Source organism: Dinoroseobacter sp. PD6, from assembly GCF_028807315.1.
Classification (GTDB): domain Bacteria; phylum Pseudomonadota; class Alphaproteobacteria; order Rhodobacterales; family Rhodobacteraceae; genus Dinoroseobacter; species Dinoroseobacter shibae.
The window spans coordinates 311999-325381 of sequence record NZ_JARAMN010000003.1 but is presented as its reverse complement, the minus strand read 5'-3'; the positions used below and the strand labels follow the sequence as shown (position 1 = coordinate 325381).

General features: G+C 64.6%; 17 protein-coding genes. 12 read left to right on the top strand and 5 right to left on the bottom strand.

From position 1 onward, the window contains the following. The first annotated feature begins 44 nt into the window (after positions 1–44). Both PVW48_RS07255 and PVW48_RS07250 read left to right on the top strand, forming a co-directional pair. Positions 45–287 (top strand): TFIIB-type zinc ribbon-containing protein, encoded by a 243-nt coding sequence (locus tag PVW48_RS07255; RefSeq protein ID WP_012178884.1) that lies wholly within the window; start codon positions 45–47, stop codon positions 285–287. Positions 288–830: 543 nt separating this feature from the next. Beyond that, a complete protein-coding gene (locus tag PVW48_RS07250) occupies positions 831–959 on the top strand; it encodes an entericidin A/B family lipoprotein (RefSeq protein WP_083768381.1) in 129 nt (42 codons plus the stop codon). On the opposite strand, the gene PVW48_RS07245 is transcribed toward PVW48_RS07250, so the two are convergent. Beyond that, positions 956–1366: an acyl-CoA thioesterase gene (locus tag PVW48_RS07245; RefSeq protein WP_012178885.1), complete on the bottom strand. Its 411-nt coding sequence runs from the start codon at positions 1364–1366 to the stop codon at positions 956–958. The genes PVW48_RS07250 and PVW48_RS07245 overlap by 4 nt on opposite strands. 221 nt (positions 1367–1587) lie before the next feature. Here PVW48_RS07245 and PVW48_RS07240 point away from each other — a divergent pair, with 221 nt between their 5' ends. From PVW48_RS07240 to PVW48_RS07195, 10 genes are all read left to right on the top strand, one after another. Then, a complete protein-coding gene (locus PVW48_RS07240; RefSeq protein ID WP_012178886.1) occupies positions 1588–1794 on the top strand; it encodes a cold-shock protein in 207 nt (68 codons plus the stop codon). A gap of 79 nt (positions 1795–1873) precedes the next feature. Further along, the gene (locus PVW48_RS07235) at positions 1874–2314 is read left to right on the top strand and encodes a tellurite resistance TerB family protein (RefSeq protein WP_274580858.1); all 441 of its coding nucleotides are present in this window, start codon (positions 1874–1876) and stop codon (positions 2312–2314) included. A 164-nt stretch (positions 2315–2478) separates the two neighbouring features. Next, a complete protein-coding gene (locus PVW48_RS07230) occupies positions 2479–3258 on the top strand; it encodes an ABC transporter ATP-binding protein (protein WP_012178888.1) in 780 nt (259 codons plus the stop codon). A gap of 38 nt (positions 3259–3296) precedes the next feature. Further along, positions 3297–4025 carry a transporter substrate-binding domain-containing protein gene (locus PVW48_RS07225; RefSeq protein WP_274580857.1) on the top strand — a complete coding sequence of 243 codons (729 nt, stop codon included), beginning with the start codon at positions 3297–3299 and terminating at the stop codon, positions 4023–4025. 74 nt (positions 4026–4099) lie between these two features. Continuing rightward, on the top strand, positions 4100–4987 hold the full coding sequence (locus PVW48_RS07220) for an ABC transporter permease (RefSeq protein ID WP_274580856.1): 888 nt from the start codon (positions 4100–4102) through the stop codon (positions 4985–4987). Next, positions 4984–5790 carry an ABC transporter permease gene (locus tag PVW48_RS07215; protein WP_012178891.1) on the top strand — a complete coding sequence of 269 codons (807 nt, stop codon included), beginning with the start codon at positions 4984–4986 and terminating at the stop codon, positions 5788–5790. Before PVW48_RS07220 ends, PVW48_RS07215 begins: the two co-directional genes overlap by 4 nt. Positions 5791–5858: 68 nt before the next feature. After that, complete coding sequence (locus tag PVW48_RS07210) at positions 5859–6569, top strand: type 1 glutamine amidotransferase (protein ID WP_274580855.1); 711 nt, start codon at positions 5859–5861, stop codon at positions 6567–6569. Further along, entirely contained in the window at positions 6550–7920 is a 1371-nt protein-coding gene (locus PVW48_RS07205; RefSeq protein WP_012178893.1) for a glutamine synthetase family protein, read from the top strand. Before PVW48_RS07210 ends, PVW48_RS07205 begins: the two co-directional genes overlap by 20 nt. Further along, a complete protein-coding gene (locus PVW48_RS07200) occupies positions 7921–9225 on the top strand; it encodes an NAD(P)/FAD-dependent oxidoreductase (RefSeq protein WP_274580854.1) in 1305 nt (434 codons plus the stop codon). A gap of 72 nt (positions 9226–9297) precedes the next feature. Further along, complete coding sequence (locus PVW48_RS07195) at positions 9298–10491, top strand: DegT/DnrJ/EryC1/StrS family aminotransferase (RefSeq protein WP_274580853.1); 1194 nt, start codon at positions 9298–9300, stop codon at positions 10489–10491. On the opposite strand, the gene PVW48_RS07190 is transcribed toward PVW48_RS07195, so the two are convergent. From PVW48_RS07190 to PVW48_RS07175, 4 genes are all read right to left on the bottom strand, one after another. Beyond that, a complete protein-coding gene (locus tag PVW48_RS07190) occupies positions 10488–11429 on the bottom strand; it encodes a LysR family transcriptional regulator (protein ID WP_338020469.1) in 942 nt (313 codons plus the stop codon). The genes PVW48_RS07195 and PVW48_RS07190 overlap by 4 nt on opposite strands. 48 nt (positions 11430–11477) lie before the next feature. After that, on the bottom strand, positions 11478–12038 hold the full coding sequence (gene phaR, locus PVW48_RS07185) for a polyhydroxyalkanoate synthesis repressor PhaR (protein WP_012178897.1): 561 nt from the start codon (positions 12036–12038) through the stop codon (positions 11478–11480). Between the two features lie 134 nt (positions 12039–12172). Further along, positions 12173–12601 (bottom strand): hypothetical protein, encoded by a 429-nt coding sequence (locus PVW48_RS07180; protein WP_012178898.1) that lies wholly within the window; start codon positions 12599–12601, stop codon positions 12173–12175. A 207-nt stretch (positions 12602–12808) separates the two neighbouring features. Further along, positions 12809–13255: a phasin family protein gene (locus PVW48_RS07175; RefSeq protein ID WP_012178899.1), complete on the bottom strand. Its 447-nt coding sequence runs from the start codon at positions 13253–13255 to the stop codon at positions 12809–12811. Positions 13256–13383: the final 128 nt, after the last annotated feature.

Genomic DNA, 13383 nt, shown 5'->3' with positions numbered 1-13383 from the left:
ACGCTCCGATCCCATCTGTAAAAGGAACAAACGGAGAGACGCCCATGAAATGCCCGATCGACGGAACCGAGCTCGTGATGACCGACCGCAGCGGGGTCGAGATCGACTACTGCCCAAGCTGCCGGGGGGTCTGGCTCGATCGGGGGGAGTTGGACAAGATCATCGAACGCTCCGTCCCCGCCGCGGCGCCGCAGCCGACCCGTGGATTCGACGACGACTATCCGGGTGGACGGGGCCCCAAGCGCAAGAAGAAGGAAAGCTTCCTGATGGAGCTGTTCGACTTCTGACCCTTGGGAAAGGCGCGGCCCCCGCGGCGCTCCGCGCGCCACCGGGAGATATGTCGAGACGTAAGCCCGCAGGCCTCGTCCGCATCTTCATTTGTGTGAAAATACTCCGGGGGAGGCGCGCGCAGCGCGGCCGGGGGCAGCGCCCCCCTTCAGCATCGGCCCGGCACTGGCCGCAGGTATGCGCGCGCAGCGCGCGCCGCTGGATCACGGCCCCGTCAGGCATACCGCGGGATCAACCGACCGGGTGCCGCGCGGAGCCTCTTGATTTCTTTCGGCCGCTCACAAATCCGCGACCCCGCCTCACGGCTGCGCGATATCCTTGCAATACCCATCGCTTTGGAGCACGTCGTGCCCATATCGAGGTCACGCAACCACAGGACACACCATGACACGCCCCGCCCCGCAACCCGCCCCGCCGTCGCATCCTTCGCAAGACGCGCCGCCGTTCCGCTTCGACGATTGGGCGGCCCTTTGAGGGGCCAGCCCTTGTCAGCACGCCGGGACTGCGGCTAAATCCGGCAAAACGTTCTCCATGAGGCTCCCATGATCCGCAGTGTTGCGCTTGCCCTTCTTCTCGCCACCCCGCTCCTTTTGTCCGCCTGCAACACGGTGGAGGGGATCGGACAGGATGTTTCCGAGGCGGGCGACGCCATTGCGGGTGCCGCGCGCTAGGCCTGCGGTTTCGGGACGGGGCGGGTCCGGCCCTCCTCGTCGATGGCGACGAAGGTGAACAGGGCTTCGGTGACCTTTTCCCGCGCCCCGATCCGGCCGCGCAGCACCCAGGCCTCCAGCGCCACGCCCATGGAACTTCGACCGACCCGCTCGATCTCGGCATAGATGCACAGCACGTCGCCGACCTTCACGGGGCGGATGAATTTCATGGCATCGATGGCCACGGTCGCCACCCGCCCCTGCGCCCGTTCGCCGGCCACGATCCCGGCGGCGATGTCCATCTGGCTGAGCACCCAGCCGCCGAAAATGTCACCGTTCACGTTCACATCCGCGGGCATCGCAAGGGTACGCAGGGTCAACGCGCCCTTCGGGGTTTCATCAGGGGTTTCCGGGGGGTTGGGCGCCATGACGGCCTCCTGCAGGTTTCCGCCCAAGTCCCCATCATCGTGTCTGGCCTGTCAAGTCAGTGCAAAAACCTCTTGCAATCTTGCCGGACCGTGCTCAATTCCAGTGTGCGAACGGTTCCGCACTTCGATCCACTGTCTCCCGATGGCTTCAGTTTCGACATGCTACCACTGACGCCGAAGCTGCCGCACCTCCGCGGGCAGCCACACCAAGGAGAAATCGGATGGCCACTGGCACCGTGAAATGGTTCAACGAAACGAAGGGTTACGGGTTCATTGCCCCCGATGGCGGCAGCCGCGATGTGTTCGTGCACATCTCTGCCGTGGAGCGCGCCGGGCTGACCGGCCTGAAGGACAACCAGAAGGTGACCTTCGACATCGAAGCCGGCCGTGACGGCCGCGAGAGCGCGACCAACATCGTTCTGGCCTGATCCCGGGCCGCTGCAGCTTTCCAAGGGCGCGGTCGACCGCGCCCTTTTCCATGTCCGCTCCAAAGGCTATATCCCCTGCATGTTTGGTGATTTGCTCAAGCGCCTGACGGCGCCCGCGCCCGAAGCCTTCCCGGAACCCGATGCCCGGCTCGCGCTCGCGGCCCTGCTGGTGCGTATCGCCCGGTCGGACGGGGATTATGCCGAGGCCGAGAAGGCCCGGATCGACAAGATCCTCGCGAAACGGCACGGTCTGTCCCCCTTCGAGGCGACGAAGATGCGCGGCGATGCCGAGGCGCTGGAGGCGCAGGCCCCCGACACGGTGCGCTTCACCCGCGCGATCAAGGATGGCGTGCCCTACGAGGACCGGACCGCGGTGATCGAAGCCCTGTGGGGCGTGGTGCTTGCGGACGGGGTGCGCGACCCGGAGGAGGATTCGCTCCTGCGGCTCACGGCCAACCTGCTGGGCGTGAACGATCGCGACAGTGCATTGGCCCGGCAGCGGGTCGAAGCCGGCGCCTGAGCCTTGCAGGCTGCTTCGGCCCCTGTACCAGCGGGCCCGCATCGCCCGCAAGCCGGGCAAATGGTCAGAAAATCACCGGGTTTCCTAGCGTCAATCCCGCCGCCCCATTGCAATCCCGGTCAAACTGGCTCCTACTTTGCGACGACCAGCAGAGAGCGCAGACCGTGACAGAGCCAACCGTTCCGGTGATCGAGATAAGGGATTTGCACAAGGCCTATGGCGCCCTGGAGGTGTTGAAGGGGGTCAGCATCCGTGCCGAGCGGGGGGATGTCGTGTCCCTGATCGGCTCCTCGGGGTCGGGCAAGTCCACGTTGCTGCGGTGCTGCAACCTGCTGGAGGACAGCCAGCGGGGCGACGTGTTGTTCTGCGGAGAGCCGGTCACCTGGACCGGCAGCGGTCTGGACCGCCGGCCTGCGGACAAGAAACAGGTGATCCGGATCCGGACAAACCTGTCCATGGTGTTCCAGCAATTCAACCTCTGGGCCCATATGACAATCCTTGAAAACGTGATGGAAGCGCCGGTGACGGTGCTGGGCGAGCCGCCCAAAGAGGTCGAGGCGCGGGCGCGCGCCCTGCTCGACAAGGTGGGGATCGGCGACAAGTGCGATGCCTATCCCGCGCAGCTTTCGGGCGGCCAGCAGCAGCGCGCGGCCATTGCCCGTGGCCTGGCGATGGAGCCCAAGGCGCTGCTGTTCGATGAGCCGACCTCCGCGCTCGACCCCGAACTGGAGCAGGAAGTGGTGAAGGTCATCAAGGACCTCGCCGCCGAGGGACGCACCATGCTGATCGTGACCCATGACATGCGGCTTGCGGCCGATGTCTCCGATCACGTTGTATTCCTCCACCAGGGCCTGATCGAGGAAGAGGGCCCGCCCGATATTCTGTTCGGACAGCCGAAATCGGCGCGTCTGAAACAGTTTCTGAGCGCAACAGCGCCAGCATGACAATCAATCACTACGTCTTTTTTGGGGAGACACACCACATGAAAACACTGATCTTCGGCACCGCCCTGGCCACGCTGATGGCTGGCGCCGCCTTTGCCGCGAGCGACGGAACAACGGTCCGCATGGGCACCGAGGGCGCCTATCCTCCGTACAACTTCCTCAACGACGCGGGCGAGGTCGACGGGTTCGAACGCGAGCTGGGCGACGAGTTGTGCGCACGCGCCGAGCTGACCTGCGAATGGGTCACCAATGACTGGGATTCGATCATCCCGAACCTGGTGTCGGGGAACTACGACACGATCATCGCGGGCATGTCGATCACCGACGAGCGCGACGAGGTCATCGACTTCACCCAGAACTACACGCAGCCCGACCCCTCGGCCTTCATGGGGCTGTCGGAAGACGTGGACCTGGAGGGCGGCGTGATCGCGGCCCAGACCGGCACGATCCAGGCGAGCCATATCGCCAGCACCGGCGCGACCCTGATCGAGTTCGCCTCGCCGGACGAGACCGTGGCAGCGGTGCGCAACGGCGAAGCCGACGCAGTGCTGGCGGACAAGGCGTTCCTCGAACCCTTCGTGAGCGAGAACGCGGACCTGGTGTTCGTGGGCGAGGATGTGCTGCTCGGCGGTGGCATCGGCATGGGCCTGCGCGAGAGCGATCCAGAGCTGCGCGCCAAGTTCGACGCGGCGATCCAGTCCATGAAGGACGACGGCTCGCTCAATGCGCTGATCGCGAAATGGCTGCCGGGCTCGGCCCTGTTCTGATCTGACGTGGCGGGACCCGGTGCGCCGGGTCCCTGCCCGCCTCTGGCCGTATTTCAAGGACGCCTTTTCCCCAGATGTTCGCCTATTGCGCAGATCCATCGACGCTGTCCGGCCTGACCTGGCTGTCGTGTTACCTGACCACGGGCAAGCACATGGCTTTTTACGGCAGTTTCGGGACGGTGATGCTGCTTCTGGCGGTGACGGCGCCTGCCGCACTCTTTCTGGGGTTCGGCGGGGCGATCGCGGCGCGGTCCCAGATTGCGCCGCTGCGCGGGCTCGGCAAGGGCTATACCTCGATGGTGCGGGGCATCCCGGACATCGCCTTCTTCCTCTTTGTGCCCATCGCGCTGGACCAGGGGCTCGAATACCTGCGTCACCATTGGAAATGCCCCGACTGGACGCAGGCCGTCCGGCAGGGCAACGATTTCGTGGTCTGCGCCGAGGCCAAGCTGCCTTTGTCCACGAGCCCGCAATGGGTGCATGAGACCTATGGCTTCACCTTGGCGGTGATCGCCTTTGCGGTGGTGTTCGGGGCCTTCGCGGCGAACGTCCTTTACGGCGCGATGACCGCGGTGCCGCGGGCACAGATCGAGACGGCCGAGGCCTATGGCATGACCAGGCGGCAGGCGTTCTGGCGGATCCTGGTGCCGCAGATGTGGGTCTATGCACTGCCGGGCCTGTCCAACCTGTGGCAGATCCTGGTGAAGGCGACGCCGCTTCTGTTCCTGTTGGGGATCGAGGACATCGTCTATTGGGCGCGGGAGCTCGGCGGGGTGCAGAGCGCGCGGTTCTCGGATTATCCCCATGGCGACTGGCGGCTGTGGTATTTCCTGGGTCTGCTGGTGTTCTACCTCGCCCTGACCTCGGTGTCTGAACGCATCTTTGCGCGTCTGATGCGGCGGTTGAGCCACGGTCAAGCCACCATGGCCGGGGAAGCCCAGCGCAAGGCGCCCGCGACATGAGCTGCTGGCAGACGGTTCAGGACTATGCGCTGCGGTCGATCGGCCATGGCGAGCGGCTGCTGCCGCGGTCGGATTTCACCCTGTGCGAGCAGTTCACCCTGATCGGGTCGGGCCTGATCTGGAACGTGTATTTCGGGGCTTTCGCGTTGCTGTTCGGATTTTTCCTCGCCACGGCGGTGGCCCTGGGCAAGGCGTCGGACCGCGCGGTGCTGCGGGTGCCCGCGGACTGGTTCATCTTCGTGTTCCGGGGCTCGCCGCTCTTCATCCAGTTCTTCCTCGCCTATTTCCTGTTCATCCAGCTCAAGGCGGTCTCGCCCGCCTTCGACCCGTTCACCTCGGCCTGGGCGGGGGCGCTGGTGGTCCTGTTCCTGAACACCTCGGCCTATGCGGGCGAGATTTTCTACGGCGCGCTGCGCTCGGTGCCCAAGGGCGATCTGGAGGCGGCGGATGCCTACGGGCTGGCCGGGTGGACGAAGTTCCGCCGGGTGACCTGGCCCACCATGCTGCGGCTGGCCTGGCCGTCCTATACCAACGAGGCGATCTTCCTGTTCCATGCCACGACGCTGGTGTTTTTCGCGGGCTTTCCCGCGTTTCAGCAGCGCGGCGATGCGCTCTATTACGCGCAGTATTTCGCGGACAAGACCTTCAACCCGTTCATCCCCTACCCCATCGTGGCGTTCTATTTCATCCTGCTGACCCTGGCGGTGATCTTCGTGTTCAGCCTTATCAACCGTCGGCTCAACCGCCATCTCGCGCCCCATGTGCGGCCGAAACTGCGCCTGCGCCCACAATTGGTCCGTTGACCGCAGGACACGCTTGCGGGATCGGAAAAATTGAGGCTAGGCTGAAGGTGGGAAACAACTGAGCCAAGATGGACATCGGCATTCTCCAATGTGGACAGCCGCCCGACGAGGTGCGTGAGCAGCACGGCGGGTATGAACGGTTGTATCCCACGCTTCTAACCGGGCACGGGTTCACCTTCACCACCTATGACGTCGAAAACCTCGAGTTTCCGCCCGGCCCGGACGCGCAGGAGGGGTGGCTGATCTCGGGCTCCCGCCACGGGGCCTACGAGGCGCATGACTTCATCCCGAAGCTGGAGCAGTTCATCCGCGCCGCCTATGTCGCCCATGTGCCGATGGTCGGCATCTGCTTCGGCCATCAGATTCTCGCAAAGGCCTTCGGCGGCGAGGTCTTGCCCTTTGCGGGCGGATGGGCGGTCGGGCGGCAGAGTTATTACGCCGAGGATATGGGGGCGCTGCATCTCAATGCCTGGCACCGCGACCAGGTGACCGAGCCGCCGGCCGATGCGCAGACCTTCATGTCGAACGCATTCTGCAAACATGCCGGGCTGATCTATGGCACCCGGGCCTGGAGCGTGCAGCCCCATCCCGAGTTCACGCCCGAGGTTCTGTCGGCCCTTCTGACCTCCCAGCGTGCAGTCGACAACGTACCCGCCAGCCAGCTGGACACCGCGGCCCTCCAACTCGATCAACCGATCGACAACATGGCGATCGCCAAGGCCATCGCCGCCTTTTTCCTCATGGACAGGACCCCCAAACATGGCCGAAACGCCGCTTGAGCGGATGCTCGCCAGCGTGCCCGAACCCGCCCGCGCCTACCTCGAAGGGCGGCGCCTCGACGAGGTGGAATGCATCGTGGCCGACCTTGCGGGCGTGGCCCGCGGCAAGGCGATGCCCGCGGCCAAGTTCGCGCGGCAGATGTCGTTCTATCTGCCCAATTCGATCTTTTTCCAGACCATTACCGGCGGCTGGGCGGAGGCGGCGCTCGACGGGTTCACCGAGCCCGACATGGTTCTGAAACCCGATTTCAGCACCGCGACCCCGGCGCCCTGGACCGCCGACTGGACCTTGCAGATCATCCACGACATCGAGGACCAGTCCGGCGCGCCCATGCCGGTGGCCCCGCGCAACGTGCTCAAGCGGGTGATCGCGCTCTACAAGGCGCGGGGCTGGAAACCCGTGGTCGCGCCGGAGATGGAATTCTACCTCACGGCGCGCAACATCGATCCGGCCATAGCGATCCAGCCGCCCATGGGGCGCACCGGGCGGCGCGCGGCGGCCCGGCAGGCCTATTCCATGTCCGCGGTGGACGAGTACGGCCCGGTGATCGACGATATCTACGATTTCGCCGAGGCCCAGGGGCTGGAGATCGACGGCATCACCCAGGAGGGCGGCGCCGGCCAGATCGAGATCAACCTGCGCCATGGCGATCCGCTGAAGCTGGCCGACGAGGTGTTCTATTTCAAAAGGCTGATCCGGGAGGCGGCGCTGCGACATGACTGTTTCGCCACCTTCATGGCCAAGCCGATCCAGGACGAGCCGGGCTCGGCCATGCATATCCACCATTCGGTGACCGACATCGCCACGGGGGAGAACATCTTCACCGCGCCGGACGGCACCGAGACCCCCGCCTTTCAGCATTTCATCGCCGGGTTGCAGAGCCATCTGGGCGATGTGGTTCCGCTCTATGCGCCTTATGTGAACAGCTACCGGCGGTATGTCCCGGAAAATGCCGCCCCCATAAACCTAGAATGGGCGCGGGACAACCGTACGGCGGGTCTGCGGGTGCCGGTGGCCAACCCGGCCGCCCGGCGGGTGGAGAACCGGCTGGCAGGCATGGATTGCAACCCGTACCTGGGCATCGCGGCTTCGCTCGCCTGCGGCTATCTCGGCCTGCTGGCCGAGAAACCGCCGAAGCCGCAATATGTGGGCGATGCCTATTCCGGGTCCGAGGACCTCGCCCCGGAGCTTGGCGCGGCGCTGGACCTGTTTTCCGAGGCGACCGCGGTGCACGATATTCTCGGGCCGGAATTCTGCCGGGTCTACGAGATCGTCAAGCGCCACGAATACACCGAATTCCTGCAAGTGATCTCACCCTGGGAGCGGGAGCATCTGCTTCTGAACGTGTGAATGGACCTGCTGCGCGCCAATGATCGGGACGGGGCCTACCCGCCAAGCTATTACGCCAGCACGGTGCCCGCGCGCCCCGCCCTGCCGGCAGCACAGGGGCCGATCCATACGGATATTTGCATCGTGGGGGGCGGATATACCGGGCTGTCGGCGGCCCTGCACCTCGCCCAGCGCGGCTATGACGTGGTGGTCCTCGACGCCCAGAGGGTCGGGTTCGGCGCGTCGGGGCGCAACGGGGGGCAGGTCGCCTCCGGTCCCCGGCTGGATCTGAGCACGCTGGAGGCGCGCTATGGCCGCGAGACCGCCCACGCCCAGTGGGCGCTGGCTCGCGAAGCGCGGAAGCTGGTCGATGAATTGGTCGCGCGAGGCCTCGACTGTGATCTGCGAGCCGGGGTGATCTATGCCACGGACCGCGCCGGAGACGTGGCCGGGTATCACGCGGAGGCCGCCCATGTGCAGGCGGCAGTGGGATATGACGGGGTCACGCCACTGGACCGGGACCGGATCGCCGCGTTGGTGGGCAGCGCGGTTTACGCGGGCGGTGTGCTCGACGCCGGGGCGGCGCACCTGAACCCGCTCAAGCTGGTTCTGGGGCTTGCCGATCTGGCGCAGGTCGCGGGGGCGCAGATCTTCGAAGGCTCCCAGGTACGCAGCGTCGCGGATGCAGGGCCCCATGTGGTCGTGACCACGGACGCTGCCACCATCGCGGCCGAGCAGGTCATCCTCGCCGGGAACGGGTATATCGGCGGCCTGGACAGCGCGACCGCAGCTCATGTCATGCCGATCAACTCCTACATGGTCGCGACCGAACCGCTCGGCCCGGACGCGGATGCGATCCTGCCCGAGGGGCATGCGGTCGCCGACAACAAGTTCGTGGTCAACTATTTCCGCCGCGCGCCGGACGGGCGGCTCCTGTTCGGGGGCGGCGAAAGCTATCGCTACCGGTTCACGCCGGATATCGCCGCCAAGGTGCGCGGACCGCTCGAGCGGATCTTCCCGCAGTTGCGCGGGATCGGGATCGATTACGCCTGGGGCGGAACGCTCGCGATCACCCGCAGCCGCCTGCCGTTTGCGCGCAAGGTCTCGCCCCGGGTATTTTCGGCAGGCGGGTATTCGGGCCATGGCGTGGCGCTGTCGCTGCTCTTCGGCAAGGCGATGGCGGAGGCCGCCGCGGGGGCGCCGGAGCGGTTCAACCAGCTTGCCGCCCTGCCCCACGCGCCCTTTCCCGGCGGCGCGGCCCTACGCGCGCCGCTGCTCTTGGGCGCGATGAGCCTTGCCGGCCTGCGGGATCGCTTGCCGTTCTAACGCAGGATTGTCTGGAAACCACCTGGCGAAACCTGTAGATTTCCTGAAATGAGTTTTCAGGAAAGGCGCAATATGACCCTTATCGCCCCGAACACCTATGATGCCGAACCGATCCCTGCCGCGGCCCGTGCCGAGATCGACGGGTTGCTGCAATCGGGTGATCTGTTCCGCTATACTGCGCCGGAGAATGCGCCTGTCTCGCTGCTGGAACAGGAATTCTCCGAGATGATGGGAAGCCGTTATGCCGTGGCGGTGGCGTCCTGTTCGGCGGCGCTGTTCCTGTCTTTGAAGGCGCTGGACCTGCCGCGCGGGGCCAAGGTGCTGATCCCGGCCTTCACCTTCGCCGCGGTGCCCTCGGCGGTGGTGCATGCGGACTGCACATCGGTGCTGGTCGAGGTGGGCGCCGATTACCGGATCGACCTGGAGGATTTCGCGGCCAAGCTGACCGAAGACATCGCCTGTATCCTGATCAGTCATATGCGCGGGCACACATCGGACATGGACGCGATCATGGCGCTGGCCGATGCGCGCGGCATCCCCGTGATCGAGGACGCGGCCCATTCCCTGGGCACGGTGTGGAAGGGGCGCAAGATCGGAACGATCGGGCGGATCGGCTGTTTCTCGTTCCAGTCCTACAAGCTGGTGAATGCGGGCGAAGGGGGGATCCTGATCACCGACGATGCGGATCTGGCCGCGCGGGCGATCATCATGTCCGGCGCCTATGAGCATGCGTGGAAGAAACACCCGGGCATCGGCTCGGCCTGCGCGCGGTGGCAGAACCAGCTGCCGCTTTACAACACGCGTTTGAGCAACATTTCGGCGGCGATCATCCGGTCGCAATTGGCGGAAATCCCGCGCCGGGTGCGGGACGGGCGCGCCAATCACGACTATGTCGCCGCCGCCCTGAACGCGCTGCCCTGGATGCAGGTGCCCAGCCCCCTGCCCGGAGAAGCCCGCGCGCCGGATTCGATCCAGTTCAACCTTGTGGGTTTGAGCGACGCAGAGGTCCGGGCGTTCTGCGCGGCGACGCAGACCCATGGCCTGTCGGTGCAGGTGTTCGGGATGAGCGCCGACAATGCACGGGCCTATTGGAACTGGCAGTTCCTGCGGGATCAGCCGGAGTTGCCCAAGACGCGCGAGATGCTGATGCGGGCCTGCGATCTGCGCCTGCCCGCACGACTGACCCCGGACGAGCTTAACACGATCATTGCGATCCTGCGGGAGGGGATTTTCGCGGTGAAGGAGCCCCAGCGGCTGAGCGCCTAGAGCATCTCGAGCTGGCCCCGCAACCAGGTCCAGCGCGCCAGCAGCGGATCGACCACCGCCGCGGCGACGCGCGCGCGCAGGGTCTCGGCCACGCGTTCCGGCATGTCGAGCAGGACATCCTGCCGCGCCATGACGGAAATGGTGCGGGCCAGCGGCGGGGTGTCGAGGGGTTCCAGATCGACCTGCCCGAGGAAGCGCTGCGCCGAGGCGACCCCGAGCGGGGTCAGGATGGTCCAGCCGCGCCCCTCCGCCACCATCGCGAGGATCGCCGCGTAGCTGTCGAGTTCGAACCGGGCATCGGACGGCTGACCGTGGCGGGCGAGATGCGCCTCGATCTGTTGGCCCATGACATGGCGGCTGGTGTACTTGATGTACTCGATCTGCGGCCCTGCGGATTTCGGTAGCACCCGCACGAAAGGGTCGCGCAGGATCGTATGCACATCCATCCAGGGGGGCGGCGCGGCCACTTCGGTGGCGACGACCATATCCAGCCCGCGACTGTCCAGCAGGTCGAGCAACCGATGGCTCGCGCCGCTTTCGAGGCGGATGCGGCTGCGCGGCAACTGCGCGACCAGGTCGAGCAGGACACCCGGGGTCACGGTGGCATCGAAATCCTCGATCACCCCCAGCCGGATTCGGGGCACCGCCCCTCTGCCGGTGCGGGCCAGTTCCATCCGGGCGAGCTCGGCCTCGTTGAGAATGGCCTGGGCCCGGGCACGGAACAGCCGCCCCGCCGGTGTCAGGGCCATGGGCCGCGCGGAACGGTCCAGAAGGTCCACTCCCAGTGCGGCCTCGAGGTTCGTGAGCTGCTGTGAGACCGCCGAGATACTCACGCCCAGACGGCGTGCTGCCGCAGAGATCGCACGTTCCTCCGCGGTGGCGAGGAACACCTCGACACCCCAAAGCGTGAATTTGCCACTATGCGCCAAGGTCGACACCATCCCGCGCGGGCACGGCGCGGCGGCCGGACCACTTTCGGATCATGCCTAGTTCAGTCCGGAAAGCTTCTTCTGCAGGTCGGCCAATTGCCGCTTTATATCGTCGATATCGGCTGTGGAGTCCTCGGGCTTTTCGCTCGCCTCCTCGGTCGGCATGGTGCTGGAAGGTGTCCACCCGCCCATCATTGTTTCGAGAAACGCTTTCTGCTGTTTCTGCATCTGCTCGAAACCCGGCACGGCGACCATGGGATTGGGCATGCCCCCGAGGTTGTTGATCATCTTCTCCTGACTGTCGCGCAGCATCTCGAAGGACGCCGCAAGGAACTGGGGCACCACGGAGGTGGATTGCCCCGCATAGCTCCGCACCAGGTCGGTCAACACCGAGATCGGCAGGACATTCTCGCCACGACTCTCATGTTCTGCAATGATTTGAAGGAGATATTGACGGGTGAGGTTGTCGCCGCTCTTAAGATCGACGATCTGCACCTCGCGGCCTTCGCGAATGAACTTCGCGATATCCTCCAGCGTGACATAGTCACTCGTTTCCGTGTTGTAGAGACGTCGGCTCGCGTACCGTTTGATCAACAACGGTTTTCCGGTTTCTGCCACAACCCCCTCCTTGTTTTGGCGGTGCAGAAAACTTTAGGGCACGTGTGCAGAAAAAGAAAGAGAAACCCGCGCATGAAAATGGGCGGGCACAGGGCCCGCCCGAACGCATAGCCGGGGCACAGGAGGGTGCGGTGTTACTTGCGCTTGCGCGGTGCGGCCTTCTTGGCGCCGGGCTGGGCCGCGCTCACGTTGGCCTGCATGTCCTGTGTGGCGGACATCAGCAATTCGACGGTTTCCATCTGCACCTTCTTGGCGATCTCCGCATAGGCGGACATCATTTCGGCGGACATCTCTGCCTGCGCGGCTGCGAAATCGGACATCGCCTTGGTATAGTCTGCCGGCGCGTCCTTGGAGGCCGAGACATCGCCCATCTTCGACAGAGTGTCTTTGGCCCATTGGGCCGAGACATCGTTGGCGCGCTCTGCTGCTTCGAGGGCCACCTGGGACATCCGGTCGGCCAACTCGGCACTGTTCTTGAACGCATCGGTCATGGTGGAGTTGTCCATCTTGTACGCGCTGAGCATGTCGGTGATGTACTTCGTGAAGTCGTCATTGTTTGCCATGGTCTGTGTCCTTGGATGCGGCCCTTCTGACGTGGGCATTGCGATAGGGTCAGTCTAAGGGAGGCTATGCTCTGAACCAAAGACAAATTCTGCGATGCAGCATTATGCCCCACCCGCTGCATGGGCAAAAAAAGAGGGTGAGCATGAAGCCCACCCTCTCTAACGGAACACCAGATTGGGAGGAGGTTGGTGTTCTGTTGGTCGTGCTTACTTCGCAGCAGCAACTTTCTTGGCAGCGGTCGTGGCCTCTGCGGTCGCCTTCTTGACGGCGGCAGTGGTCTCTTCCTGAACTTCCTTGCCGGCAGCCAGCATCAGCTCGACGGTTTCCATCTGAACCTTCTTGGCGACTTCAGCGAAGGCCGCCATGTTCTCGGAAGCCATCTCAGCCTGTGCGGAAGCGAAGTCGGTCATCGCCTTGGTGTAGTCGGTCGGCTCGGTCTTGGCGGCAGTGACATCACCCAGCTTCGAGATCGTTTCTTTGGTCCACTTGGTGGAGATCTCGGTGGATTTGTCGGCAGCTTCCAGAGCCACTTTCGACAGCTTCTCGCTCAGAGCGGCGGAATTCTTGAATGCGTCGGTCATGGCGGAGGTGTCCATCGGGAACGATGCCATGAAGTCGGACATGTACTTGGTGAAATCTTCGGCTTTAGCCATTGGTCTATCTCCTGGGCGCTTGCACCCGACCGCCGGGTGTTTCGTGCGTCTGACCAATGATATAGACGCTGCAGCGCAGCAATTCAAGTTTAAATTGCTGCGCTGCAGTATTTTTTATTTCCTTTGAT

What these genes read in the sequence shown, in the direction of transcription:
- PVW48_RS07255 (WP_012178884.1), top strand. Translation starts at nt 45, where the DNA reads ATGAAATGCCCGATCGACGGAACCGAGCTCGTGATGACCGACCGCAGC.
- PVW48_RS07250 (WP_083768381.1), top strand. Translation starts at nt 831, where the DNA reads ATGATCCGCAGTGTTGCGCTTGCCCTTCTTCTCGCCACCCCGCTCCTT.
- PVW48_RS07245 (WP_012178885.1), bottom strand. Translation starts at nt 1,366, where the DNA reads ATGGCGCCCAACCCCCCGGAAACCCCTGATGAAACCCCGAAGGGCGCG.
- PVW48_RS07240 (WP_012178886.1), top strand. Translation starts at nt 1,588, where the DNA reads ATGGCCACTGGCACCGTGAAATGGTTCAACGAAACGAAGGGTTACGGG.
- PVW48_RS07235 (WP_274580858.1), top strand. Translation starts at nt 1,874, where the DNA reads ATGTTTGGTGATTTGCTCAAGCGCCTGACGGCGCCCGCGCCCGAAGCC.
- PVW48_RS07225 (WP_274580857.1), top strand. Translation starts at nt 3,297, where the DNA reads ATGAAAACACTGATCTTCGGCACCGCCCTGGCCACGCTGATGGCTGGC.
- PVW48_RS07220 (WP_274580856.1), top strand. Translation starts at nt 4,100, where the DNA reads ATGTTCGCCTATTGCGCAGATCCATCGACGCTGTCCGGCCTGACCTGG.
- PVW48_RS07215 (WP_012178891.1), top strand. Translation starts at nt 4,984, where the DNA reads ATGAGCTGCTGGCAGACGGTTCAGGACTATGCGCTGCGGTCGATCGGC.
- PVW48_RS07210 (WP_274580855.1), top strand. Translation starts at nt 5,859, where the DNA reads ATGGACATCGGCATTCTCCAATGTGGACAGCCGCCCGACGAGGTGCGT.
- PVW48_RS07205 (WP_012178893.1), top strand. Translation starts at nt 6,550, where the DNA reads ATGGCCGAAACGCCGCTTGAGCGGATGCTCGCCAGCGTGCCCGAACCC.
- PVW48_RS07200 (WP_274580854.1), top strand. Translation starts at nt 7,921, where the DNA reads ATGGACCTGCTGCGCGCCAATGATCGGGACGGGGCCTACCCGCCAAGC.
- PVW48_RS07195 (WP_274580853.1), top strand. Translation starts at nt 9,298, where the DNA reads ATGACCCTTATCGCCCCGAACACCTATGATGCCGAACCGATCCCTGCC.
- PVW48_RS07180 (WP_012178898.1), bottom strand. Translation starts at nt 12,601, where the DNA reads ATGGCAAACAATGACGACTTCACGAAGTACATCACCGACATGCTCAGC.
- PVW48_RS07175 (WP_012178899.1), bottom strand. Translation starts at nt 13,255, where the DNA reads ATGGCTAAAGCCGAAGATTTCACCAAGTACATGTCCGACTTCATGGCA.